Source organism: Mycobacterium sp. NPDC050441, assembly GCF_040655355.1.
Taxonomy (GTDB): domain Bacteria; phylum Actinomycetota; class Actinomycetes; order Mycobacteriales; family Mycobacteriaceae; genus Mycobacterium.
In genome coordinates this window covers 1-24,097 of sequence record NZ_JBFAJS010000009.1, presented here as the reverse complement: position 1 = coordinate 24,097, position 24,097 = coordinate 1, and the positions used below count along the sequence as shown (strand labels likewise).

Annotated in this window: 27 protein-coding genes; 15 read left to right on the top strand and 12 right to left on the bottom strand. The window is 66.6% G+C overall.

What is annotated here, in order from left to right; genetic code table 11:
* Positions 1–16 precede the first annotated feature (16 nt).
* The 5 genes from AB0I14_RS25005 (at position 17) to AB0I14_RS24985 (ending at position 4,771) form a co-directional block, all read left to right on the top strand.
* Entirely contained in the window at positions 17–475 is a 459-nt protein-coding gene (locus tag AB0I14_RS25005) for a YciI family protein (protein WP_358027394.1), read from the top strand.
* Positions 476–670: 195 nt separating this feature from the next.
* On the top strand, positions 671–2,281 hold the full coding sequence (fadD8, locus tag AB0I14_RS25000; RefSeq protein WP_358027391.1) for a fatty-acid--CoA ligase FadD8: 1,611 nt from the start codon (positions 671–673) through the stop codon (positions 2,279–2,281).
* 62 nt (positions 2,282–2,343) lie between these two features.
* Complete coding sequence (locus tag AB0I14_RS24995; RefSeq protein WP_358027389.1) at positions 2,344–3,600, top strand: RNA polymerase sigma factor; 1,257 nt, start codon at positions 2,344–2,346, stop codon at positions 3,598–3,600.
* 22 nt (positions 3,601–3,622) lie between these two features.
* Positions 3,623–4,312, top strand: coding sequence for an HAD-IA family hydrolase (locus AB0I14_RS24990; RefSeq protein ID WP_358027386.1), 690 nt, complete (start codon positions 3,623–3,625; stop codon positions 4,310–4,312).
* Positions 4,313–4,321: 9 nt separating this feature from the next.
* The gene (locus AB0I14_RS24985) at positions 4,322–4,771 is read left to right on the top strand and encodes a nitroreductase family deazaflavin-dependent oxidoreductase (RefSeq protein WP_358027383.1); all 450 of its coding nucleotides are present in this window, start codon (positions 4,322–4,324) and stop codon (positions 4,769–4,771) included.
* Positions 4,772–4,788: 17 nt separating this feature from the next.
* On the opposite strand, the gene AB0I14_RS24980 is transcribed toward AB0I14_RS24985, so the two are convergent.
* Positions 4,789–5,067, bottom strand: a complete 279-nt coding sequence (locus tag AB0I14_RS24980; protein WP_358027884.1) for a hypothetical protein — start codon at positions 5,065–5,067, stop codon at positions 4,789–4,791.
* A gap of 120 nt (positions 5,068–5,187) precedes the next feature.
* Between AB0I14_RS24980 and AB0I14_RS24975 the strand changes: the two genes are divergently transcribed.
* Positions 5,188–6,105 carry a 1,4-dihydroxy-2-naphthoyl-CoA synthase gene (locus AB0I14_RS24975; RefSeq protein ID WP_358027381.1) on the top strand — a complete coding sequence of 306 codons (918 nt, stop codon included), beginning with the start codon at positions 5,188–5,190 and terminating at the stop codon, positions 6,103–6,105.
* A 57-nt stretch (positions 6,106–6,162) separates the two neighbouring features.
* Here AB0I14_RS24975 and AB0I14_RS24970 read toward each other — a convergent pair whose 3' ends face one another.
* The gene (locus AB0I14_RS24970; protein ID WP_358027378.1) at positions 6,163–6,657 is read right to left on the bottom strand and encodes a pyridoxamine 5'-phosphate oxidase family protein; all 495 of its coding nucleotides are present in this window, start codon (positions 6,655–6,657) and stop codon (positions 6,163–6,165) included.
* 65 nt (positions 6,658–6,722) lie between these two features.
* Between AB0I14_RS24970 and AB0I14_RS24965 the strand changes: the two genes are divergently transcribed.
* Complete coding sequence (locus AB0I14_RS24965; RefSeq protein WP_358027375.1) at positions 6,723–7,592, top strand: SDR family oxidoreductase; 870 nt, start codon at positions 6,723–6,725, stop codon at positions 7,590–7,592.
* Here AB0I14_RS24965 and AB0I14_RS24960 read toward each other — a convergent pair whose 3' ends face one another.
* Genes AB0I14_RS24960 through AB0I14_RS24940 form a run of 5 tightly spaced genes read right to left on the bottom strand, consistent with a single transcriptional unit; the run spans position 7,593 to position 12,367 of the window.
* Positions 7,593–8,435 carry a polysaccharide deacetylase gene (locus tag AB0I14_RS24960; RefSeq protein ID WP_358027373.1) on the bottom strand — a complete coding sequence of 281 codons (843 nt, stop codon included), beginning with the start codon at positions 8,433–8,435 and terminating at the stop codon, positions 7,593–7,595. It abuts the gene before it with no gap.
* Positions 8,428–9,399, bottom strand: a complete 972-nt coding sequence (gene speB / locus AB0I14_RS24955; RefSeq protein ID WP_358027370.1) for an agmatinase — start codon at positions 9,397–9,399, stop codon at positions 8,428–8,430. Before speB ends, AB0I14_RS24960 begins: the two co-directional genes overlap by 8 nt.
* 22 nt (positions 9,400–9,421) lie before the next feature.
* Positions 9,422–10,183, bottom strand: a complete 762-nt coding sequence (locus AB0I14_RS24950; RefSeq protein WP_358027367.1) for an SDR family oxidoreductase — start codon at positions 10,181–10,183, stop codon at positions 9,422–9,424.
* Positions 10,180–10,908: an SDR family NAD(P)-dependent oxidoreductase gene (locus AB0I14_RS24945; protein WP_358027364.1), complete on the bottom strand. Its 729-nt coding sequence runs from the start codon at positions 10,906–10,908 to the stop codon at positions 10,180–10,182. The genes AB0I14_RS24950 and AB0I14_RS24945 overlap by 4 nt, the downstream gene beginning before the upstream one ends.
* Positions 10,871–12,367, bottom strand: a complete 1,497-nt coding sequence (locus tag AB0I14_RS24940; RefSeq protein ID WP_358027361.1) for an amino acid permease — start codon at positions 12,365–12,367, stop codon at positions 10,871–10,873. Before AB0I14_RS24940 ends, AB0I14_RS24945 begins: the two co-directional genes overlap by 38 nt.
* Positions 12,368–12,532: 165 nt before the next feature.
* Here AB0I14_RS24940 and AB0I14_RS24935 point away from each other — a divergent pair, with 165 nt between their 5' ends.
* Positions 12,533–13,909, top strand: coding sequence for a PucR family transcriptional regulator (locus tag AB0I14_RS24935; RefSeq protein WP_358027359.1), 1,377 nt, complete (start codon positions 12,533–12,535; stop codon positions 13,907–13,909).
* Between the two features lie 48 nt (positions 13,910–13,957).
* Positions 13,958–14,341: a VOC family protein gene (locus AB0I14_RS24930; protein ID WP_358027357.1), complete on the top strand. Its 384-nt coding sequence runs from the start codon at positions 13,958–13,960 to the stop codon at positions 14,339–14,341.
* 46 nt (positions 14,342–14,387) lie between these two features.
* Here AB0I14_RS24930 and AB0I14_RS24925 read toward each other — a convergent pair whose 3' ends face one another.
* From AB0I14_RS24925 to AB0I14_RS24915, 3 genes are read right to left on the bottom strand one after another with little or no spacing between them, the layout of a single operon-like run.
* On the bottom strand, positions 14,388–14,696 hold the full coding sequence (locus AB0I14_RS24925) for a DUF3349 domain-containing protein (protein WP_358027355.1): 309 nt from the start codon (positions 14,694–14,696) through the stop codon (positions 14,388–14,390).
* A 9-nt stretch (positions 14,697–14,705) separates the two neighbouring features.
* On the bottom strand, positions 14,706–14,990 hold the full coding sequence (locus AB0I14_RS24920; protein WP_358027352.1) for a hypothetical protein: 285 nt from the start codon (positions 14,988–14,990) through the stop codon (positions 14,706–14,708).
* A 25-nt stretch (positions 14,991–15,015) separates the two neighbouring features.
* Entirely contained in the window at positions 15,016–16,263 is a 1,248-nt protein-coding gene (locus AB0I14_RS24915) for an inorganic phosphate transporter (protein ID WP_358027350.1), read from the bottom strand.
* A gap of 266 nt (positions 16,264–16,529) precedes the next feature.
* Here AB0I14_RS24915 and AB0I14_RS24910 point away from each other — a divergent pair, with 266 nt between their 5' ends.
* Genes AB0I14_RS24910 through AB0I14_RS24900 form a run of 3 tightly spaced genes read left to right on the top strand, consistent with a single transcriptional unit; the run spans position 16,530 to position 18,706 of the window.
* The gene (locus AB0I14_RS24910) at positions 16,530–16,892 is read left to right on the top strand and encodes a DUF3349 domain-containing protein (protein ID WP_358027348.1); all 363 of its coding nucleotides are present in this window, start codon (positions 16,530–16,532) and stop codon (positions 16,890–16,892) included.
* Between the two features lie 41 nt (positions 16,893–16,933).
* Positions 16,934–18,061: an o-succinylbenzoate--CoA ligase gene (menE, locus tag AB0I14_RS24905; RefSeq protein WP_358027345.1), complete on the top strand. Its 1,128-nt coding sequence runs from the start codon at positions 16,934–16,936 to the stop codon at positions 18,059–18,061.
* A 30-nt stretch (positions 18,062–18,091) separates the two neighbouring features.
* Positions 18,092–18,706, top strand: a complete 615-nt coding sequence (locus AB0I14_RS24900) for a pyridoxamine 5'-phosphate oxidase family protein (protein ID WP_358027343.1) — start codon at positions 18,092–18,094, stop codon at positions 18,704–18,706.
* Here AB0I14_RS24900 and AB0I14_RS24895 read toward each other — a convergent pair.
* Positions 18,703–19,533, bottom strand: a complete 831-nt coding sequence (locus AB0I14_RS24895; protein ID WP_358027341.1) for a GNAT family N-acetyltransferase — start codon at positions 19,531–19,533, stop codon at positions 18,703–18,705. The two genes, AB0I14_RS24900 and AB0I14_RS24895, sit on opposite strands and share 4 nt — an antisense overlap.
* 79 nt (positions 19,534–19,612) lie before the next feature.
* On the bottom strand, positions 19,613–20,275 hold the full coding sequence (locus tag AB0I14_RS24890) for a helix-turn-helix domain-containing protein (protein ID WP_358027338.1): 663 nt from the start codon (positions 20,273–20,275) through the stop codon (positions 19,613–19,615).
* A gap of 185 nt (positions 20,276–20,460) precedes the next feature.
* On the opposite strand from AB0I14_RS24890, the gene AB0I14_RS24885 reads away from it, so the two are divergent.
* The 3 genes from AB0I14_RS24885 to AB0I14_RS24875 all read left to right on the top strand — a co-directional run.
* Positions 20,461–20,886: an MmpS family transport accessory protein gene (locus AB0I14_RS24885; RefSeq protein WP_358027336.1), complete on the top strand. Its 426-nt coding sequence runs from the start codon at positions 20,461–20,463 to the stop codon at positions 20,884–20,886.
* Positions 20,883–23,801 carry an MMPL family transporter gene (locus AB0I14_RS24880; RefSeq protein WP_358027333.1) on the top strand — a complete coding sequence of 973 codons (2,919 nt, stop codon included), beginning with the start codon at positions 20,883–20,885 and terminating at the stop codon, positions 23,799–23,801. The genes AB0I14_RS24885 and AB0I14_RS24880 overlap by 4 nt, the downstream gene beginning before the upstream one ends.
* Positions 23,801–24,097: DUF732 domain-containing protein (locus AB0I14_RS24875; RefSeq protein ID WP_358027329.1), on the top strand; the 297-nt coding region annotated here is incomplete at its 3' end. The genes AB0I14_RS24880 and AB0I14_RS24875, both read left to right, overlap by 1 nt.

Here is a 24,097-nt window from a genome sequence, read left to right as displayed (position 1 = left end):
CAGAAGGAGACACACAATGTCGCGCTACATGCTGATCATGCGGTCCACCCCCGAGGCCGAGACCGCGATGGCCGAGCAGGACATCGACTTCAACGAGATCATCGCGTCGATGGGCCGCTACAACGAGGAGCTCATCAAGGCCGGTGTGCTGCTGGCCGGCGAGGGCCTGACCGACCCGGAGGAAGGCTTCGTCGTCGATTTCAACGCCGATCCCCCGGTGGTCACCGACGGGCCGTACACCGAGGCCAAGGAACTGTTCAACGGGTTCTGGATCCTCGATGTGTCCTCGAAGGAGGAGGCCAAGCAGTGGGCGCGGAAGTGCCCGCTGGGCTGCGGCGTGAAACTCGAGGTCCGCCGGGTCAGCGAAACAGACGAGTTCCCGCAGGACAACGAGTGGGTTCAGAAAGAGATCCAGTGGAAGGCCGACCTGGCCGAGAAGCTGGCTCAACAGGCCCGTGAGGCCGCCAACCGCTGATCAGAGCACAAGCCCCGGCGGTCCCTAACCCGCCGGGGCCCGGCTCCCGCCCCCCACATCTGTGACATTAAGCAGCGCGAACTGCGTGGACACGAGTAGCGCGCTACCTGTATCTCGCTCCGCGACGACCTCGTGTTACGCCCACATCGGGGGATCGGCTCAACAATTTCTGGAACACGTTCTAATCTGGACCCCATGAGTGATGCGCTGCTGCACCATCCCATCCATTCCGGCCACCTCACGGTCGGCGCGCTCAAGCGCAACAAAGACAAGCCGGTGCTGTTCCTCGGCGACACCACACTGACCGGTGGCGAGCTCGCGGAACGCATCAGCCAGTACATTCAGGCCTTCGAAGCGCTCGGCGCGGGCGCCGGTGAAGGCGTGGGCCTGCTGTCGCTGAACCGGCCCGAAGTGCTGATGATCATCGGCGCAGGCCAGACCCAGGGCTACCGCCGCACCGCACTACACCCTCTCGGTTCGCTGGACGACCACGCCTACGTGCTGGCCGACGCCGAGGTGACGACCCTGATCATCGACCCCACTCCCGCGTTCGTGGAGCGGGCCGTCGGGTTGCTGGAGAAGGTGCCGTCACTGCGCCAGGTGCTGACCATCGGCCCGGTGCCCGAGGCACTGGCCGCCGCCAACGCGTCGGTCAGCGACCTGGTGGCCGAGGCCGCCAAGTACGCCCCGGCCCCCCTCGTCGCCGCCGAACTCGATCCCGAACATGTCGGCGGGCTCACCTACACCGGCGGCACCACCGGTAAGCCCAAGGGCGTGATGGGCACGGTGCGCTCGATCAACACCATGACCAGCATCCAGCTCGCCGAGTGGGAGTGGCCGGAGAACCCGCGCTTCCTGATGTGCACACCGCTCTCGCATGCCGGCGCCGCGTTCTTCGTGCCGACCATCGTCAAGGGCGGCGAGATGATCGTGCTGCCCAAGTTCGACCCGGCCGAGGTGCTGCGCGTCATCGAGGAGCGTCGCATCACCGCGACCATGCTGGTGCCATCGATGATCTACGCGCTGATGGACCACCCGGATTCACACACGCGCGATCTGTCGTCACTGGAGACCGTGTACTACGGCGCCTCGGCGATGAACCCGGTGCGGCTGGCCGAGGCACTCAAGCGCTTCGGGCCGATCTTCGCGCAGTACTACGGCCAGTCCGAAGCGCCGATGGTGATCTCGTACCTGGGCAAGAAGGACCACGACGAGAAGCGGCTGACCTCCTGCGGCCGGCCCACCCTGTTCGCGCGCACCGCGCTGCTGGATGCCTCCGGAAACCCGGTGCCCCAGGGCGAGGTCGGCGAGATCTGCGTGTCCGGACCGCTGCTGGCCGGCGGCTACTGGAAGCTGCCGGAGGCCACCGCCGACACCTTCAAGGACGGCTGGCTGCACACCGGCGACATGGCCCGCGAGGACGAGGACGGCTACTGGTTCATCGTCGACCGGGTCAAGGACATGATCGTCACCGGCGGCTTCAACGTGTTCCCGCGTGAAGTGGAAGACGTTGTCGCCGAACATCCTTCGGTGGCGCAGGTGTGCGTGATCGGCACCCCCGACGAGAAGTGGGGTGAGGCCGTGACCGCGGTGATCGTGCTGCGGCCCGACGCTGCCTCCGACGACGCGGCCGTCGCCACGGTGACCGCCGAGATCCAGGCCGCGGTCAAGGACCGCAAGGGCTCCGTGCAATCACCCAAGCAGGTGATCGTCGTCGACTCCGTGCCGGTGACCGCACTCGGCAAGCCCGACAAGAAGGCCGTGCGGGCCCAGTTCTGGGAGGGCGCTGCCCGCGCGATCGGCTGAGTCTCCTGCCGAGCAGACGCAAATGTCCGCTGGACGCGGGACATTTGCGTCTGCTCGGCAGAATGGGTCAGGTGCCCACCACCTCCACCGACATGCGCGCCACGCTCGACGCGATCTGGCGGATGGAGGCCGCCAAGATCGTGGCCACCCTGACGCGAACGGTCGGCGATGTCGCCCTCGCCGAGGATCTGGCGCAGGAAGCCCTGCTCGACGCACTAACCCAATGGCCGCAGGCCGGCGTGCCCCGCAACCCCGGCGCCTGGCTGACCACAGTGGCCAAACGCAAGGCCATCGACCACTGGCGCCGTGCGGAAAACCTCGACGCCAAATACGCCGTGCTGGCCCACGATCTGGCCGAGCATGTCGACGAGGCCTGGGACCCCGACCGGATCGACGACGACGTCCTGCGGCTCATCTTCATCGCCGCGCACCCGGTGTTGTCGCGTGAGGCCCAGGTCGCGCTGACATTGCGCATGGTCGGCGGATTGGGCACCGATGAGATCGCCCGGGCGTTCCTCATCTCGACCGCCACCGCGGCCGCGCGCATCACCCGGGCCAAAAAGACCCTGACACAAGCCAACCCGCCCTTCGAAGTGCCGCCGCGCGACGAGTACCCGCAACGCCTGTCAGCGGTGCTGTCGGTCATCTATCTGGTCTACAACGAGGGCTACTCGGCGTCAGCCGGACAACGCTGGATCCGCGACGAATTGTGCACCGAAGCGCTGCGATTGGGCCGGGTGCTGGCCGCCCTGGTGCCCGACGAACCCGAGGCCCACGGCCTGCTGGCATTGATGGAGTTCCAGTCCTCACGCTTTGCGGCACGCACCGATGCCGAGGGCCGGCCCATCCTCTTGGAGGACCAGAACCGGACCCGCTGGGACCGGGCACAGATCCAACGCGGCACCGCAGCCCTTGAGCGCTCCAGTACCGCACGGCAGCAACGCGGTTGGGGTCCGTATGCCCTGCAGGCTGCGCTCGCCGAATGCCACGCGGTGGCCCCGACCGCGGCCGACACCGACTGGGCGCGCATCGTCGCCCTGTACGACGCGCTGCTGCAGATCACCCCGTCCCCCGTCGTGCAGCTCAACCGGGCGGTGGCCGTCGCCATGCACTCCGGCCCGCAGGAGGCACTGGCGATCGTCGACGGTATCGAGGGACTCGACGGCTCCTACCTGCTGCCCAGCGTGCGCGGCGAACTGCTGTCCCGGCTGGGTAGCCATATCGACGCCGCCGAACAGTTCGACTTGGCCGCCGCCCTGACCGACAACGAACGCGAGCGACAGGTACTGGTGGACAAGGCAATCCGCGAACGCGGCTGATACCGGTCGCTGTCGTGGCACGATGGCGGACATGGTGTCGGCAGTGTTGTTCGACTTCTCCGGGACCCTGTTCCGCCTCGAGGAACAGGACAGCTGGTTCGCCGGGATGGCCGTCGACGAACGCGAGGTCGACGGCCATGTACAGGCCGAACTGATGCGCCGGCTCACCGCCCCGACCGGGCGGTCCGTGACGATGACCGACGAGCAGTACCGGGCCTGGGCCAACCGCGACCTCGCGCCGCACCTGCACCGCGAGGCCTATCTGCATGTGCTGCGGGAATCCGGATTGGCCGACCACCACGCCGAAGCGCTGTACAACCGGGTCATCGACCCGGCCAGCTGGACGGCCTACCCCGACACCGCGCGGGTCTTCAAAAACCTGAAGGCACAAGGACTCCGGACGGCCGTCGTCTCCAATATCGCATTCGATGTCCGTCCGGCCTTCGCGGCGATCGGCGCCGCCGAGCATGTCGACGAGTTCGTGCTGTCCTTCGAAGTGGGTGTGGTCAAACCCGACCCGGCGATTTTCACCACCGCACTGCAGCGCCTCGCCGCGCCGGCTCAGGACGCGCTGATGGTCGGCGACAGCGAGGAGGCCGACGGCGGCGCCCGCGCGGTGGGGTGCCAGTTCGCGCTGGTCGACCCGCTGCCCACCGCCGAGCGGCCGGACGGATTGATCACGGCCCTACAGGGTGTCGGTATCCGCGCCTAGTGTGGAGTGATGGCTGACGACCGCATCCGACCACCGTGGTGGCTGAAGTACGTCAACAAGGTGATGATCGGGCTGAACAAGCTCGGCGTCGGCGGCGACAAGGGACCCGTGGTGCTGACGGTAACGGGGCGCAAATCCGGTAAACCCCGCTCGACGCCGGTCACCCCGATGACCGTCGACGGCCACCGCTACATCGTCGGCGGTCTGCCGAAGGGCGACTGGGCGGCCAACGCCCGGGCTGCCGGTGAGGCCACCGTGCACCAGGGCCGCAATGACCAGCGGGTCCGTGTGGTGGAGATCCCCGCCGAGCAGGCCCGGCCGCTGTTGCGTCAGTTCCCGGTCCTGGTGCCGACCGGGGTGGGTTTCATGCGCAATGCCGGACTGGTGACCGGGCCCAATCCCGATGAGTTCGAGGCCCTGGCCGGGCGCTGCCCGGTGTTCCGGCTGGACCCGATCTAGCGCCCGCCCCGCGCGCGTCAGCTCAGGTGCGGGGCTTCCTTGATCTTGGAGTCCTGCTTGCCCACCGTCTGGCAGAAGGCCTGCACCGCCAGCCGGGTGCCGGTGATCTCGAGTTGGGCTGCATCGCTGCCCTTCTCATCCTTGAGCATCTTGCTCACCGCTTCGTTCTGCGTCTTCTCGTCCTGCCCTATGAAGTCCTTGCACTTGGTGTCGCCACCGGTGATCGCGGGTGAACATCCGACGAGTGCGAGGCCGACAGCCAACGCCGAGAACAACACACCTGCCGACTTCTTCATTGTGGTCAACGTGGCCTCTTTCTGATCTGGTGATGCGCCGTACGCATCATCGCGCCAGGTTTGATACCCCGCGACGGTACCTGTGAAACATCGCACCGCCCTCGCTCTACAGTCGAGCACGTGAGTGCAGACAACCCGTTCGACCCGACAGCCTGGGAGCCGGTGCCCGGCTTCGATGATCTGACCGACATCACCTACCACCGCCATGTCGCTGCCGGCACCCGGCAGCCCACGGTGCGGGTCGCGTTCGACCGGCCCGAGGTGCGCAACGCGTTCCGCCCGCACACCGTCGACGAGCTGTACCGCGTCCTCGACCACGCCCGGATGTCCCCCGACGTCGGCGTGGTGTTGTTGACCGGCAACGGCCCGTCGCAAAAGGACGGCGGCTGGGCCTTCTGCTCCGGCGGCGATCAGCGCATCCGCGGCCGGTCCGGCTACCAGTACGCGGATGGCGAAACCGCGGAGACCGTCGACCCGGCACGGGCCGGGCGGTTGCACATCCTCGAGGTGCAGCGGCTCATCCGGTTCATGCCGAAGGTGGTGATCTGCCTGGTCAACGGTTGGGCGGCCGGCGGCGGGCACAGCTTGCACGTCACCTGTGATCTGACCCTTGCCAGCCGCCAGCACGCCCGGTTCAAGCAGACCGATGCCGACGTCGGCAGCTTCGACGGCGGGTTCGGCAGCGCGTATCTGGCCCGCCAGACCGGGCAGAAGTTCGCCCGCGAGATCTTCTTCCTGGGCCGCGCCTACGACGCCGAGACCATGTACCAGATGGGCGCAGTGAACGACGTCGTCGACCACGCCGAGCTCGAGGCCGTCGGCTTGCAGTGGGCAGCCGAGATCAACGGCAAGTCACCCCAGGCCATCCGGATGCTGAAGTTCTCGTTCAACCTGATCGACGACGGCCTGGTCGGCCAGCAGGTGTTCGCCGGGGAGGCCACCCGCTTGGCCTACATGACCGACGAGGCCGTCGAGGGCCGGGATGCCTTCCTGGAGAAGCGCGATCCCGACTGGAGCAGCTTCCCGCGCTACTTCTGAGCGATTTGTGCACGATTACCCGCGCTGACCGCCGGTAATCGTGCACAAATCGCTGGGTTAGAACCGGAAGCCGGTCTGGCCATGCGGTGACTTCGCGAAAGCGATCACCTTGGCCGGGGTGACCCGGAAGACGATGGCAGCCTCGCCGCTCGGGTCGAAAACCTCGTCATCGCAATCGAAATCCCAGTCCTCGCCGTACTTGGCCCGGTAGGCGTCGGCCAGGGCGGTCAGCCGGTCACGGCCGGTCACCCGCGCAGCCGTGCCCTCGACCACCACGTCCAGGCCCGCATTCCACGTGTTGGTTCCGGTGGTGACGACGACGGCGTCACCGGTCTGGAGATTGCGGGCCTTCTGTTCGGTGGACCCGGTGCAGAACACGAATGCGTCGTCGGTCCACACCCCCACCAACGGCGTGACGTGCGGCCGCCCGTCCCCGCGCACGGTGGTGAGCCAGTACAGCCCGGCGGCGTCGAGTACAGCCGCGGCGGCCGGCCACGTGGTCGGTTCGGTCGCCTCACTGAAGCGCTGGTCGAGCTTGCCGGTGATTGTCATAGCGATACCGACTCGGCAGGCGCCCACAATTCATCGCGGAAAGCTAGGCGACCTAAACTCGGCACATGAGCAAGAGCCCGCTGCGCCGGCTGTCCGAACAGCTGCTGCTGACCAGCATGCGTCCGCCACTGACCGAACGGCTGCAGGCCCGTGGCGACATCGACATCGCCGGCAAACGGATCCTGTTGACCGGCGCCTCCTCGGGCATCGGTGAGGTCGCGGCCGAGAAGTTCGCCGCGAAGGGAGCCACCGTCGTCGCCGTGGCCCGCCGCCAGGAACTGCTCGACGACCTGGTCGGGCGGATCACCGCCAAGGGCGGCGACGCCCGCGCCCATGCAGTGGACCTGTCCGACCTGGACGCCATCGACGAACTGGTCGCCACCATCGAACGCGACCTCGGCGGCGTCGACATCCTGATCAACAACGCCGGCCGATCGATCCGGCGTCCACTGGCCGAATCGCTGGACCGCTGGCACGACGTCGAGCGCACCATGACGCTGAACTACTACTCGCCGCTGCGGCTCATCCGCGGCCTGGCCCCGGGCATGCGCGAACGCCGCGACGGGCACATCATCAACGTCGCCACCTGGGGCGTGATGAACGAATCCTCGCCGCTGTTCGCCGTCTACAACGCCTCCAAGGCCGCCCTGGCCGCGGTCAGCCGGGTCATCGAGACCGAATGGGCCTCCGTCGGCGTGCATTCCACGACGCTGTACTACCCGTTGGTGAAGACCCCGATGATCGCCCCGACCCGCGCCTACGACGGGCTGCCCGGGTTGTCGGCTGACGAGGCCGCCGACTGGATGCTGACCGCGGCGCGCACCCGCCCGGTGCAGATCGCGCCACGGATGGCCGTGACGGCAAAGGCGCTCAACACCGTGGCCCCCGGACTGGTCGACGCCGTGATGAAACGGCAACGGGTCCAGCCGGTCTGATCACGGCTTGGTGATGCTCCGCGGCCGGAGCCCGAGTGAGCGCACATGCTCGGCGATGGCCCCGAGGCTCGTGGTCCACACATCGGTGTGCTCAAGCACGTACCGCATGAGGTCGTCGAGTTCAGCTGCCCGCGAAGCCCGTCCGGTCAGGAACGGGTGATTGGTGAGTACCCAGCAGGCCCCCACGCGGCGCAGCGCGTCGAACTCCAGTTGCCACAGTTCCCTTGCCTTGCGCGGGCTTTCGATCAGACCGGATCCGGAGATGTCGGGCAGATAGCAGTACTGCTCCCAGTCGTCGAGCGCCCACTGGATCGGGATCTCGACCAGGGAGCGGTCACCGACGGCCAGCTCATAGGGGCAGTCGGCGTCCATCAGGCTGGAGTCGTACAGAAATCCACGTTCGGCCAGCAGCGCCGGGGTGTGCCAGGACAGGTCCCACATGGGCGCGCGGTAGCCGACCGGCCGTACGCCGGCCACCTCGGCCAGCGCCTCCAGGCCGCGGTCCAGCGCGTCGATCTCCTCTTGCAGCGTCAGTGCAGTCGGTTGCTCGTGCAGGTAACCGTGGTGGGCGATCTCGTGTCCGGCTGCGACGATCGCGCGCACCGCCTCGGGGTACCGGTGTGCGGTGTGACCGGGGACGAAGAATGTCGACGGAATCTGGTGGTGCTCCAACAGTTCCAGGATCCGGGGAATTCCCACCAGCGGCCCGTAGGCCTGGTGGGACATCACGCTCATCCGCGCCGCGACGCCGTCGTTGCCCCACAGCACCGCCGACTCGGCATCCACATCGAAGGTGAACGCCGCCGCCGCGGTTTTGCCTTCCGGCCACGAGAACTCAGGCATTGTCAGCCATCAGCGTAACCAGCTCGTAGGCCAGATTGGCCCCCGCCACGGCGGTGACGTCACCGCTGTCATAGGCCGGAGCGACCTCCACCACGTCGGCACCGACGATCTGCAACCCGCGCATGGCACGCAGCACCGCCACCAACTCCCGACTCGTCATTCCACCGATCTCGGGTGTTCCCGTGCCCGGCGCGAATGCCGGGTCCAGCACGTCGATGTCGATCGACACGTACACCGGGTGGTCCCCCACCCGGTCGCGGATCCGCTCGATGACCCCGTCGACACCGATGCGGTCGATATCGCGGCAGTGGACCACCGTGAAGCCCAATGACTCGTCGTCGAGCAGGTCGGCGCGGTCGTAGAGCGAGCCGCGGATCCCCACGTGCGCCGAGTGGCCCTTGACGATCAGGCCCTGTTCGGAAGCCCGGCGGAACGGTGTGCCGTGCGTGCAGGGCGCACCGAAGTAGGTATCCCAGGTGTCGAGGTGAGCGTCGAAGTGCACCAGCGCCACCGGGCCGTGGACCGCATGCATCGCCTGCAGTGCCGGCAGCGCGATGGTGTGGTCCCCGCCGAGGACCACCACCCGCTGTCGCGGTGTGGTCAGCAGCTCGGCGATGCCCTCGCGCACCTGCTCCACCGCCGCTTCGATATCGAACGGATTGGCCGCGATATCGCCGGCGTCGACCACCTGTGCCTGCGCGAACGGGCTCACGTCCAGCGCCGGGTGGTAGGGCTTGAGCAGACGCGAGGCCTGCCGGATCGCGGCCGGGCCGAACCGGGCACCCGGCCGGTAGGTGACGCCGGTGTCGAACGGCACCCCGACCACCGCGATGTCGTAGTCGGAGACCTCGTGGCGTTGCGGCAGCCGGGCAAAGGTGGCGATGCCCGCATATCGCGGCACCGCCATCGCATCGACCTGACCGACATTTCCGGTCTCCGACCGCACATACGGCTGGCTTGCCACCTGATTCCCTTCGTTCACCACGTCATGCCCTCGCCCGAGTCGCCCCGCCGTTACAGGCGATCACCTGCCCGACGACCGCCGACATCTCGAAGTCGGCCAGGAACTGCACCGCGGCCGCGATCTCATCGACGGAACCGATGCGCCCCAACGGAATCGACTCGGAGTAACGCTGATGCATAACCGTCAGCGGGATCCCGGCGGCGTCGGCGTCGACCTGCAGCTGCGGAGTATCGGTCACCCCGGGCGCCACCGCATTGACGATGATCCCCTCCGGCGCCAACTCCCGCCCCAGCGTCTTGACCAACGAGATCAGCCCGGCCTTGGACGCCGCGTAGGCCGTGGCCTCGGGCCAGCCCGTGACACCCCACTCGCTGGAGATCACGACGATGCGCCCGGCGCCGAGCCGACGCATGTGCGGCAGCACCGCCTGCACCAGATGGAACGTCCCGCCCAGATTCGTGTCGACGACCCGCCACCAGTCCGCCTCGTCGTGATCCAGCAGAGGGGCCATGGTCATGTAGGCATGATTGGCGACCAGCACGTCGAGCCTGCCCGCCGCGGCCACCACCGCATCTGCGATCTCGACACAGGTGACCGGGTCACTGACGTCGCCCGGCACAGCCAGGCCGCCGATCTCGGCAGCCAGCGCATCCAGCGTGGCGCCGGCACGAATGTCGTTGACCGCGACCGTCGCTCCCGCGGAGGCCAGCCGACGCGCATGGGCGGCACCCATGCCCTGAGCGGCCCCCGTGACCAGCACGACTCGACCCTCTGACGAACTCATATCACCGCTCCCGCGTTGACGTTGACGACATCACCGGTGCTGAAGGTGGCATCACACACCAGGTACTGCACACAACGCGCCACCTCGGCCGGGGTGACCAGTCGCCGCAAGGGCAGAGTGGCCAGATAATCTGCTGCGCGCCAAGGGGAATCATCGGCAAGAAGTGGTGTGTCAGTCGGTCCGGGAGCCACCGCATTCACCCGCACACCGCGATCGGCGACCTCGGCGGCCAGGCTGCGCACCAGACCGAGGATGGCGCCCTTGGCCGCGGCGTAGTGGGCGTCACCGTCACCGCCACCGACCGCCAGTTCACTGGCCACCGCGACGACCGCACCCGAGCCCCGGTCGAGCATGTCGGGCAGGCAGGCCCGGGAGGCGTGGAACAGCCCGCCCACGTGCACCCGCAGCATGCGCTGCCAGGCCTGGGCGCTGATCTGGCTCACCGGGGCCATCTCGTAGTACCCGGCCGAGGTCACCAGCGCGGCGATCGGACCGAGCTCCGCGCGGATCTCGGCGACCGCGCCGACAACCGCGGCGCCGTCGGAAACATCAGCCGCGACAGCGTGGTCCGCCCGGGTTCCACCGGACAGATCGATCGTTCCGATGGCGTAGCCGCGGTCGCGCAGCGCGGTGACAACGGCGGCGCCGATTCCACTGGCCCCACCCGTGACGACGGCGACAGGAGCCTCAGTCACCGGCCACCGCCTGGACGTCGGCGCGCTCATCGAGGATCTCGGCCCCGTCGATCACGGCGGCGCTCACGATCCGCCTGCGCACGCTGAGCAGGATCCCCAGGCCGATCACACCCAGCACCGCGAGCCCGATCCACACCGACCAGTCCAGGTAGCGCTGCTCGAAAACCGGCCTCGGCCAGGCGATGTTGAGGGTCTGCAGGATCGCCCACACCGCGGCCACGGCGGCGACGGGAACCGTGGCCCGCCCCAGGCTGAACGCACCGTCGGTCCAGCCGCGGCGGGCCAGGACCACCACGAACCCGATCAAGGGGAACAGGAAGGCCAGATAGAAGCCGCCCGCGGTGAAATTGACCATGAGCGAATAGATGTCGCCGGCCACGATGCTGAGCAGGAACAGTGCCCCGCCGACGACCGTGGTGACCAGGATCGCCACCACCGGGATCCGGGCCCTGCCGCGCAGCCGGGCCAGCGCGGCCGAGGCCGGCAGTGCGCCGTCCCGGGCGTAGGCCCAGATCACGCGTGAGGCCGAAGTCTGCAGGGCCAGGAAGCTGGCCAGGAAGCCGATCACGAAGAGCACCTCGACCGGTTTGGCGATGCCGTGTCCCAGTGCCGCCGTGAGAGTTTCGTACACCGGGTCGGCCACCGAACCCGATACCACCGCATCGAGATCCGGGATCGCCAGGATGATCGCCAAGCTCGAGTAGGCCACCACCAACGCGATGAACACCAGCGAGAAGATCACCGCCTTGGGCAGATCCCGCCGCGGCTCATGCACCTCCTCGGCGATCGCGCCCGCACTTTCGAACCCGACGAACGAGAACCCGATGAAGGCCACCGCGATCAGGAACGGCCCGCTCAGGTAGCTCCAGGTATCCACCCCGGGACCGCCTCCGTCGAACAGCACCGACAACGAGTTGTTGCGGTGGAACACCAGCAGCCAGGTGCCCAGCCCGATGGAACCGATCACTTCGGCCACGATGCTGGCGGTCATGAACACCTTGAGCGCGCCGCGGCCGATCAGATTGATCGCTGTCCCGCCGAGCAGGATCATCAGCGCGATGACGGCCCGCAGGCCCCCGGACGGAGATTCCACCCCGGCGATGTTGGCCACGAACCCGGCCGCGCCCAGCGCCACCGTCGCCATCGCGATCACCAGGGTCCACATGTACACCCAGCCGGCGAACCAGCCGTACGACGTGCCCAGCAGCCGCCGCGACCACTGATATATGGAACCCTCCAACGGCCAGCGGGACACCAGCATCGCGAAGACCAGGGCCACCAGCAGCTGGCCGCCGAACACCAGCGCGAAGCCCCACCAGAAGCTCGGGCCGGCCGCGGCCAGTGCCAGACCGAAGATTCCGTAGAGCGCGACGATCGGCGAGATGAACGCGAAAGCGAAGGCAAACGCCGACCACAGCGAGAATTCGCGCCGTAGAACGTGGGGCCCGTCGGGGTCGTGCGCGGGCGCCGAGATCGGCGATGCAGTCATCGTGTGCTCCCTCTGACGTGGTTGCAGGAACTATCACGCCGCGGTGGTGCAACCGCCAAGCAATCGCGGCTAACACGCTGCAAACCCACTGTTGCCCCACGGCGGCATTGGAGGATCCGACAATGCCCGCCGACACGGGTGTGACGTCGGCGTTACGCTCACCCCATGTCGGACCGCAGCGACGTCATACCGACACTGCGCGATCTCCTCGAGTCACACCGAGGGCTGCTCACCCCCGAAGAATCCACCGGCGACCTGGACCGCCGGATCAGCTGGGTGCACACCACCGAGTTGCGGGACCCGTCGCGGTATCTGCACGGCGGCGAGCTGGTCTGCACAGTGGGCATCAGCCTGCAGACCGCACAGGACTGCGCGGCATTCGTCGAGTCGTTGACCCGGGCCGGGGCCGCCGGCCTGTGCTTCGGCATCGGCGATGTCCACGACGCCGTCCCCGGTGCGCTGATCACCTCGGCCGCGCGCGACGGCCTGCCGATCCTCATCGCCCCTCCCAATGTGCCGTTCTCGTCGGTGAGCCGCTATGTTGCCGACTTCCAGGTCGGCGGTGAGATATCCGTCGCACGGGCCACCAATTCGCTGATGCCCGAACTGCTTTCGTCACAACGGCGGAGCGAGTCGGTGAGGCAGCTGCTGGACCGCGCAGGTGAGGTGCTGGGCGGCTACCTCCTGCTGGATCCTGATGGGGCGCCCGAGGACGCCGGCACCACCACCGTGGTCGACGGGTTTGGCGCCCTTGCCTGGGTGGGCAGCGGCGACCCACCTGAAACCGCTGTGCTGCAGCTGATCGCGCGATTCGCCCAGGCCGCCCAGGGTGATCGCGACATCGAATCCGCGCTGACCCGCGAACGGGTCGGACAGTTGCTGTCGTTGATCGAGCGACGCATGCTGCTGCCCGACGCCCTCAATCAGCTGTTGGACTGGGCGGGGCTGAGCTCACCCGAACTGACCTGCTCGGCCTGGCCGGCCGGGGCAGGAGCCGTGCTGTCGATGGCGTTTCCCGATGCCCTGGTCGGCGACGCACCCGAGATTTGTCTGGTTCTTGAGGCCGGCGCCCGTGCTCAGGCCTCCACCGAACTCTCGATGCCCTCGGGGCACGCCGCAGCCGTACCGCTCGCCGAGCTGGGGGCGGCGATCACTCAAGCCCGCATCGCCCTCGACCTGGCCCAGCAGCACGGCGGAAGCATCGGACCCGATCAACTGAGCACCTTCGACAGCCTGCTCGAGGGCTTGCCTCTGAGCAGGCTGGCCCCGTTCAAGAACCAACTCATCGACCCACTCGAGCGCCTCGACAACGACCGGGGCACCCAGCACGTGCGTACTCTTCGGGCCTTCCTGGCCACCAACGGGTCACTCATCGACACTGCCCGCGAACTGTTCCTGCACACCAACACCGTTCGCCACCGGCTGAGTCGCATCCACGAGATCACGGGACGCAACCCGATGAGTTTCGAGGACCAGGCCGCGTTCGCCATCGGATTGCGCGCCAGCGACCGCGCCCGCCGAATGCCTGGGCACCCTGCCTGACCCGTGTCGCGGATTCACCCGGGCGCCTGGCGGTGGTAGACAAGGGACATGGAAATCCTGGCCAGCCGGATGCTGATCCGGCCGGTCGACTACCCGGGGTCCGTGGAGTTCTACCGCGATGGGATCGGCCTGGCCATCGCCCGCGAATACGGTGCGGGCACAGTCTTTTACGCGGGGCAGTCACTGATCGAGTTGGCCGGTCATCACAGCCCGACCGAGTCCGGGACGTTCCCCGGTGCGCTGTGGCTGCAGGTGCGCGACGTCTATGCCACCCAGGCCGAACTGGAAAGCCGGGGCGTGGCGATCGCCCGGGCCGCGACGCAAGAGCCGTGGGGTCTGCACGAGATGCACGTGACCGACCCCGACGGCATCACGCTGATTTTCGTCCAGGTGCCCGAAACGCATCCGTTGCGCCGGGACACCCGGCAATGAAAATCCCCGGCCCGATCGAACTGGGCCGGGGATTTCTCGGGTGAAGTCAGCGCGCCTGCGTGGCCAGCGGCCAGCCGACCGAGGCCAGGCGCGAGGCAACCTGCTGGATCTCCTCGGGGTTCGGCTCCTTCTCGATGACCGAGCGCACCGCGTCGTGGAGCTCGTCATCGGTCACCGGGGTGTCGCCGTCATTCGAGCGCAGGATCGACTGGGCGGCCCTGACCACCTCGTCTTCGGACAGTGAACGCTTGAGCAGCGCCAACAGCGCGAAGTAGTCCTTCGGAGGGACGCCCTCCGGGTAGCCCTTGTGCAGCCACCCGAGCACGTTCTCCATGTAGCCGGCAGATTCGGTCATGTCGTCAGCTCACTTACCCGGGATGAAGGGGACGGGGTTGAATCCGAAGTGGTGGATGATCGTGGACTTGGTGATCCAGAGGATCGCGATCAGGATCACCGCGGCGACGATGGTGAAAAGCAACAGACCGAGGGCCTTCATCGCGGGGTTGGGCGCCACGACGGTGCCGTCCTCGTGCGTACCGCCGGCGCCGTTCGAGTAGGCCACCAGGCCAGTGGCGAACACCGCAGGCAGCCCGGCTCCGAGTATCAACCCGATGACCAGCACCTTGAAGATGGATTCCACATAAATCATCAGCTGATTCCTTAGTTAGATCCGGTCAGACTGCGGCTTTGTCGACGCTGGGCTTGGTGGCGTCGCGAACTTCTGCGGGCACGACCGAGTTGGTCGAGGCGTCCCAATCGGCATTGACGTTCTTGTGGTCGACCTTCTGCTGCTGGGCGCGCCACCACATGTAGCCGGACAGCCCGACCAGGATCAGGAAGATCAGGCCGTCGCCGGCCAGCGCCGCCCCGGTGAGCGCCTCGACCCCGTGCGACAGCCAGAAGGCCAGTGCGCCGACGAGACCGGCAGCGGGCAGCGTAATCAGCCACGCCATCGCCATGCGTCCGGCCACCGCCCAGCGCACCTCGGCGCCGGGCTTGCCGACGCCACTGCCGAGGATCGAGCCCGTGGCGACGTGGGTGGTGGACAGGGCCATGCCTGCCGCGCTGGAGCTGAGGATGATTGCGGCCGAAGATGCTTCGGCGGCAAGGCCCTGCGGGGACTCGATCTCGACCAGGCCCTTGCCCAGCGTGCGGATGACGCGCCAGCCGCCGATGTAGGTACCCAGACCGATGGCCAGTGCGCAGGACGCGATGATCCAGAACGGCAGACCGTCTTCCTTCACGTTGCCGGTCAGGTGGCCGGTGGTGATGAGCGCGAGGGCGATGACGCCCATGGTCTTCTGCGCATCGTTGGTGCCGTGCGACAGCGCGACCAGCGACGCGGTGGCGATCTGGCCCCAGCGGAAGCCCTGCTCGCGGCGCTTCTTCAGCACATTGCGGGTGATGCGGTAGACCAGCCAGGTTCCAGCGGCGGCGACGAGGCAGGCGATGAACGGAGCAGCGATCGCGGGGATGAGCACCTTCTGGAAGACGCCGGCCCAGTTGACACCGGACAGGCCGATGGCTGCCAGGCCCGCGCCGATCAGCCCGCCGAAGAGCGCATGCGACGAGCTGGACGGGATGCCGAAGAGCCAGGTCAGCAGGTTCCACAGGATGCCGCCGATGAGGCCGGCGAAGATGATGGTGAGACCGGTCGAGGCGTCGATACCCGATACCAGGGACCCGGTCTTGCTGTCCTGGATCTTGAGCACCGACGTGGTCACGGTCACGGCTACCTCGACCGAGAGGAACGCACCGACCAGGTTGAGGACACCCGCCAGGATCACGGCGGTCTTGGGCTTCAACGCCCCGGTGGCAATCGACGTCGCCATCGCGTTTCCGGTGTCGTGAAAGCCGTTTGTGAAATCGAAGGCCAATGCTGTTGCTATCAGCAACACCAGAATGATCAGCTCAGCGCTCATGGCGGTAATTCTGTAGGACCATTGGCGATTTTGACCAGCCGGAAACTCCGCGCTGACCTGGGGATTCGGATACGCTACGGATGAGTTCACCGAGTGTTCATCTAGGCAACCCGGTTTGTTAGCCGGGGGGGTTTGCTGTTCCCTACGCAGCCGATAAATTCACTGCGAGCCAGAGTCGGTTGACCCCGCTACCATCAATGCCGTCTCCGGCTCATGACTCATGACCGGAAAAGCTGACTCGGGGTGCACCATCAGGAGTAGGCGCAGTGAACGAATTTCTCTCGAAGATCGCGGCCTGGCTGAACGCCGGCTACCCCGAGGGGGTGCCCGGACCGGACCGGGTGCCGTTGTTGGCGCTGCTGACCCGGCGCCTGACCAACGACGAAGTCAAAGCCGTCGCACAGGATCTCATCGATCGCGGTGAGTTCGACCACATCGACATCGGTGTGCTGATCACCCAGATCACCGACGAGCTGCCCCGCGTGGAAGACGTCGAGCGGGTACGGGCACGGCTGGCCGCCAAGGGCTGGCCGTTGGACGATCCGCGCGATGCCGAGGACTCCGTCGACACCGATAAGACGGGCCGTAACAACGGTGGCGACCCGAAAGAGCCTGGGGGCACGGCATAGCCGTCCTGCGCGCCGTCACCGTCGGATCCGAGACGGACGCGTTGCTGGCGGTTCTCGATGACGTCCTGACCGGACGCGGGCCGGCGATCCTGCCGGTGCCCGCCGACGACGACCGTCAGAGGTCCCTGCTGACAACCACTTTGCGCGTCGGCGAGGAAATCGACGACGACGTCGCCCTGGTGATCTCGACCTCGGGCACCACCGGCAAACCCAAAGGCGCGTTGCTGACCGCGGCAGCGTTGCGGTCCAGCGCCGAGTCCACCCACGCCCGGTTGGGTGGCGAGGGGCGGTGGCTGCTCGCCCTTCCCGCCTATCACATTGCAGGCCTGCAGGTCCTGGTGCGCAGCACGCTGGCCGGCACCACACCCGTCGCTCTCCCGGCATCCTTCGACCCGAGCGAGTTGCCCTCTGCGGTGGCCGCTTTGGGCAGTGGACGCCGCTACGCCTCGCTGGTGGCGGTGCAGCTGGACAAGTCCTTGCAGGACCCGGCCGCCGCGGACGCGCTGGCCGAACTCGATGCCGTGCTGATCGGCGGCGGGCCGATGCCTGCCGGTGTGGCCGAACGTGCGCAGGCGGCGGGGGTGAACGTGGTGCGCACCTACGGGATGAGCGAGACCGCGGGCGGCTGCGTGTACGACGGTGTGGCACTCGACGGCGTCTCGGTGCGGATCGGAGCCGCCCCGACGGCGACATCGGGCATCGACAGCTCCCGCATCCTGCTCGGCGGCGCCACCGTGGCCAAGGGGTACCGCAACCCGATCACACCTGACCCGTTCGCCGAGACCGGCTGGTTCCGCACCGATGATCTTGGTGCCGTGGATGATTCGGGCGTGCTTCGGGTCTTGGGCCGGGTGGACGACGCGGTCAGCACGGGCGGGCTGACGGTGCTGCCGCAACTGGTCGAGTCCGCACTCGCCGGCCACCCGGCGATCGCCGACTGCGCGGTGTTCGGGGTCCCCGACGAGCGGCTCGGTCAGCGGGTGGTGGCCGCGCTGGTGCTGGCCCCGGGTTCGGCGGCCCCCGACGTGGCCGAACTGCGGGCCCAGGTGTCCCAAACGCTGGATGCGACAGCGGCACCGCGCGAGGTGCACATCGTCGACGAGTTGCCGCGTCGCGGCATCGGCAAGGTGGACCGCCGGGCACTCATGGCGCGATTCGGTGACCGATAAACCATTCGCCATCACAGGCATGATGGAGACATGCGCCGAGAAGTGACCTCCGTGGACGACCTGCGCGACATCGTCGGCCACCCCACCGCGGCCGTCGCCAACAAAGTGACCGCCCGGCTGTCGGAAGCGCAGCAGGGCTGGCTCAAGCAGTCACCGCTGGGCTTCGTGGCGACCACCGATGCGGACGGCCGCGTCGACGTCTCCCCTAAGGGTGACCCACCGGGTTTCGTCCAGATCATCGACGACACCACGATCGCCATCCCGGAACGGCCCGGCAACCGGCGCGTCGACGGATACCTCAACATCCTGCAGCGCCCGCACGTCGGCACGGTGTTCGTCATCCCCGGCCGCGGCGACACCCTGCGCATCAACGGCACCGCCCGGATCCTTTCGGACGCCGACTATTTCGATGCCATGGTGGTGGACGGCAAGCGGCCGATCCTGGCCCTGGAAATCGCCATCGACGAGGTGTTCTTCCACTGCCCCAAGGCATTCCTGCGCTCGGCGGCCTGGAAGCCCGAGAGCTGGAACCCGACCGCGGTGCCCTCGGTGGCGCAGATGGCCAAGGCGTTCAAACCCGATCAGACCCAACAGGAACTCGATGCGTACTACAGCGAGGACAACCTGAGGAAGATGCTCTACTAGGCCTCAGCCGGTTTCACCAGGATCGCCCGCGCGTAGAGCAGCTGAAAACCCCGGCGCTGCACATTGCGCTGGGACTTCGAGCCGGATGCCGTCGTCACCACGGCAATCTCGCATCCGGCTGCGGCGGCCTCGGCCAGCCGCGCCGCCAACAACGCGGCCTGCACGCCGCGGCGCCGGTAGGCCGGTGCTGTCGCGGCTCCCGCCAACTGGGCGATCCCACCGGCCAGCCGCATCATCCCGCCGCCGGCGACCACGCCGTCAACGAGCGCGATATACGCTGTGGCCCCGGCCTTTTCCATGTCCCGTTCGGCCCGCTCGATGACGTCGGCGGGAAACTCCTCGTGGCTGACGAGACCCTCACCGTCGGGATGGGCGAAGCCCTCCACCACAACGTTCACCCATTCGGCGAGATCGTCGGCCCGGCGCACCTGCACGTCGGTCACCGGCGGGCGCTCGTCGGTCACCGGTTTGCCGAGCACGTTCTCGAACTCGACAAGGCGATAACCGCGGCCCGACAACAATGCGGTGATCTCGTGATCGGCCAGGGCGGAAAGTTCCACCCTGGTGGAGGCACCCCGGGCCGCGAAGGCCCGCTCGATCTCGCCCAGCACCGCCTCATCGGGCACCCCGTCCAAGCCGAGACCGACCACCTTGTTCATCGGCGATTCCGCTTCGGCGAAGCAGGCGAATCCGCCTGCCACCGGCAGGACCAATCCGTCGGCGCCACGGTGCCCGGCAGCGTGTGTCGCCGCCGCGATCAACTCTGCCTCGGCCTTCTCGATACGCCGGGCCAGATCGACACCGCAGAACAAGGGATCCGAGCTCACGTCTGATTCACCGTTGATTCCCACGTGGATATTGTGCCCACACAAGGATTTCCGAAACGTCCGCACCGCCGTGCGTCGGTCAGCGGGGAGGCCCGGCGGGCTCCCAGGTTCGCATCGCGATGTCGAGCGCATCCGGGTCGAGCGCCTCCACCGGAATCGGCGACTGGTCGTCGTGCTGGCGCATTCCGCCCAAGAGGATGGCCACGTACCGACGCCACAAGTTGGCGTCGACATGCCCGGCGAATTCACTCACGGTGCCGGCCAGAAGCCCGAAGAGCGGCATGTCGGTGGACGACACCTCCGGACGCAGATAACCGTCGCCTTGCGCCCGCTCGACAAGTTTGGTCAACGCCGGGACGAGCCGCTCCTGGCAGGCCTTGACCCGGTCGCCCCCATAGCATTTGCTGAACGCGATTTCCCGCAAGCCTCGGTCAGTCGCCGTGATCTCGCACATGCTCTCGACGTACCACGAGAACCCCTGCCATGAATCTTCTTGTTGCAGTGCAGTTTCAGCCAGTGCGGTGAGCTGGTCCATACCGTCGGCGAAGATGGCCTCGAGCAGCTCCTCTTTCGTGGCGAACCGTCGATACACCGTTCCGACCCCGACATTGGCGTGATGTGCCACGTCGTTGAGCGTCGCCTCAAGACCTTTTTCGGCAAACAGCTCCCGCGCGGCATCGAGCACCCGCTGCCGGTTGCGCTCTGCGTCCCTGCGCAGTACGCGACGTGTTTCCTCGGTCATATCTCTCAGCTTAAGTGATCGGGGTCATAAGTGGATTGATCCTATCCACTTATTCGGCTAACTTTACGCTCGAACTGCGTAGGCCGCCTAACAGCCAGGTCGTCGCGAACGCATCGAAACGTCGGGAGGCCCACAATGACAGCCGTCATCGATATGCCCGCCGCGGCCCTCCCCGGGCGGCCGCAATGACGAAGGCAATCCGACGAATATGGCTTCCCGTACTGATCATCATCGCCATGGCGGCCGGCGTGCTGATCGTGATGAACGTCCGCAAGGTCTTCGGCGCACATCCGGTCATCGTCACCGAGTCCACGTCGGATAACGCCGAGGACTTCAACCCCAAGTTCGTGAAGTACGAGATCTTCGGCACGGGCGCCGCTGCCGTCATCAACTACATGGACCTCGAAGGCAAACCCCAGCGCACCGGAACTGTGCCGCTGCCATGGACTTTGACGCTGCAAACCACGTTGCCGTCGGTGCAGCCCAACATCTTGGCCCAGGGCGACGGAGACAGCATCAGTTGCCGAGTCACCGTCGATGACGCGGTCAAAGAAGAGAGAACGGCTACCGGATTGAACGCCCAAACCTTCTGCTTTGTGAAGGCAGCATGAGCAGCCACACGGAAGAAACCCAGACCGACGACACCCCGACCGACGCCATCGCGACGGGGCGCCACGCGGCACCTCCGCGCCCACTACTCCCGCGACTCATCCGCACGTTCGCCCTGCCGATCATCCTGGCGTGGATCGTGATCGTCGCACTGCTCAACACTGTCGTCCCGCAACTCGAGGTCGTCGGGAAGATGCGCGCGGTGTCGATGAGCCCCACCGACGCACCGTCGATGATCGCCATCAAAGAGGTCGGCAAGAAGTTCCAGGAGTACGACACCAGCAGCTCGGTGATGGTGGTACTAGAAGGCGACAAGCCGCTGGGCCTCGAAGCGCACATGTTCTACGACCAGATGGTCCGTGACCTGCGCGCCGACACCACCCACGTTCAGCATGTGCAGGACTTCTGGGGCGACACCTTGACCGCCAAGGGCGCCCAGAGCCGCGACGGCAAGGCCGCCTACGTGCAGGTCTACATCGCCGGCGACCAGGGCGAGACGCTGGCCAACGAGTCCGTCGAGGCGGTACGGCGCGTCGCCACCGAAAGCCCCGCACCCGACGGCGTGAAGGCGTATGTGACCGGGTCCGCGGCGTCGAGCACCGATCAGAACATCGTCGGCGACAAGAGCATGGAGATGATCGAGCTCGTCACCTTCGCCGTCATCGCCGTCATGCTGTTGGGCGTCTACCGGTCGATCATCACCACGCTGATCGTGCTGGGAATGGTCGTACTCGAATTGTCCGGCGCCCGTGGACTGGTCGCGTTACTGGGCTTCCACAATTTCTTCGGCCTCACGACGTTCGCGACCAACATGCTGGTGACCTTGGCCATCGCCGCGGCCACCGACTACGCGATCTTCCTGATCGGCCGATATCAGGAAGCACGAAGAGCCGGCGAGGACAAAGAAGCGGCCTACTACGACATGTTCCACGGCACGGCCCATGTCGTGCTCGCGTCGGGTCTGACCATCGCCGGCGCGACGTTCTGCCTTCACTTCACCCGCCTGCCGTACTTCCAGACCATGGGAATCCCACTGGCGGTCGGCATGACGATGGTGGTCGCCATGGCACTGACCCTCGGGCCGGCCGTCATCTCGGTGTTCACCCGATTCGGCAAGATCCTCGAGCCCAAGCGGCATTCGAAGTCCCGTGGATGGCACCGGGTCGGCACCGCCACCGTCCGTTGGCCGGGCGCAATCCTGGTGTGCGCCATCGTCGCGGCGTTGGTCGGCCTGCTCGCCCTGCCCGGCTACCACACCACCTACAACGACCGCATCTTCCTGCCCAAGGACGTCGGGACGAATGTCGGATACGACGCCGCGTTCCGACACTTCTCGCAAGCCAAGATGAACCCGGACCTGATGATGATCGAGTCCGACCGCGATCTGCGGAACCCCGCGGACTTCCTGGTCATCGACAAGATCGCCAAGGCTCTCAAGAGCGTTCACGGCATCGCCCAGGTGCAGACCATCACTCGTCCCGATGGCGATCCGATCAAGCACTCGACGATCCCGTACACGCTGGGTCAGAGCGGCACGACCCAGCTGATGAACAACGACTACGCGCAGACCAATCTGCAGAATCTGCTCGACCAGTCGGAAGATCTGCAGACCAGCATCGATGCCATGACCGAAATGATGAGCATCCAGACGGATCTGGCAGCGGTGTCGCAGCGCATGGCCGACAAGATGAAGACGACGTCGGGCGACATGAACGACGTCCGGGATCACCTGGCGGACTTCGACGACCAGTTCCGGCCGCTCCGCAACTACCTGTACTGGGAACCGCACTGCTTCGACATCCCGATGTGCTGGTCGATCCGGTCGATCTTCGACGCGCTCGACGGCATCAACACGATGTCCGACGACTTCCAGGACCTGGTTCCCGAGATGCAGCGCATGGCCGACCTGATGCCCAAGATGGTCGCCACCATGCCGCGGCAGATCCAGTCGATGAAGCATCAGAAGCAGATGCTGCTGAACCAGTACCAGGTGCAGAAGGCCCAACAGGATCAGACGATGGCGATGCAGAACACCGCCACCGCCATGAGCGAAGCGTTCGATACGGCCAAGAACGACGATTCGTTCTACCTGCCGCCGGAGGCCTTCGAGACCGACGACTTCCAGCGGGGCATCAAGCTGTTCATGTCACCTGACGGACATGCCGTGCGGTTCACCATCATTCACCAGGGTGATCCGCTGACCCCGGAAGGCACCGCACGCATCGAACCTCTGAAGGTCGCGGCGGCCGACGCCATCAAGGGCACACCGTTCGAGGGGTCCAAGATCTACCTCGGCGGCAGCTCGGCGACGTACTACGACATGCAGAAGGGTGCCGACTACGACCTGATCATCGTCGCGGCGGCGGCACTGATCCTGATCTTCATCATCATGTTGGTGCTCACCCGTGCCGTGGTGGCCTCTGCGGTCATCGTCGGCACGGTGGTGCTGAGTCTTGCCTCAGCCTTCGGACTGTCGGTACTGCTCTGGCAACACATCGTGGGAATCCCGTTGCATTGGATGGTGATGCCGATGTCGGTGATCGTCCTGTTGGCCGTCGGCGCGGACTACAACCTGCTACTCGTCTCACGAATAAAGGAGGAGATCCACGCCGGGCTGAAGACCGGAATCATCCGGGCCATGGTCGGCACCGGTGCCGTGGTCACCTCCGCAGGCTTGGTCTTCGCCTTCACCATGGGGTCGATGGCGGTCAGCAGTTTGATCGTTATCGGTCAGGTCGGAACGACAATCGGCTTAGGCTTGTTGTTCGACACCCTTGTGGTCCGGTCGCTGATGACGCCGTCCATTGCCACGCTGCTCGGGCGCTGGTTCTGGTGGCCTCAGCGGGTCCGTCAGCGTCCGCTGCCACAACCGTGGCCGAAGCCCGTCCAACGCGAGCCCGAGGAGGCCCTGGCCTGATGAAACGCCTGATCATTGCCCTGTCGATCTGCGCGGCAACCGGTCTCGCCGTCTCGGCACCGGCCTATGCCGATCCAGACACCGATTTTGCCAATGAGCTGCACACATTCGGTATCTACGGGCAGCGTGACTACAACGCCTGGATCGCCAAGATCATGTGCAAGCGCCTACACAACGGCGTCGACCACACCGCCCAGGACACGGTCGGTTTCGTGAAGAAGCAACTGGCCAAGGACAGCACCGACGCCCAGGCCTGGCAGTTCACCGGCACCGCCATCAACTACTACTGCCCCGAT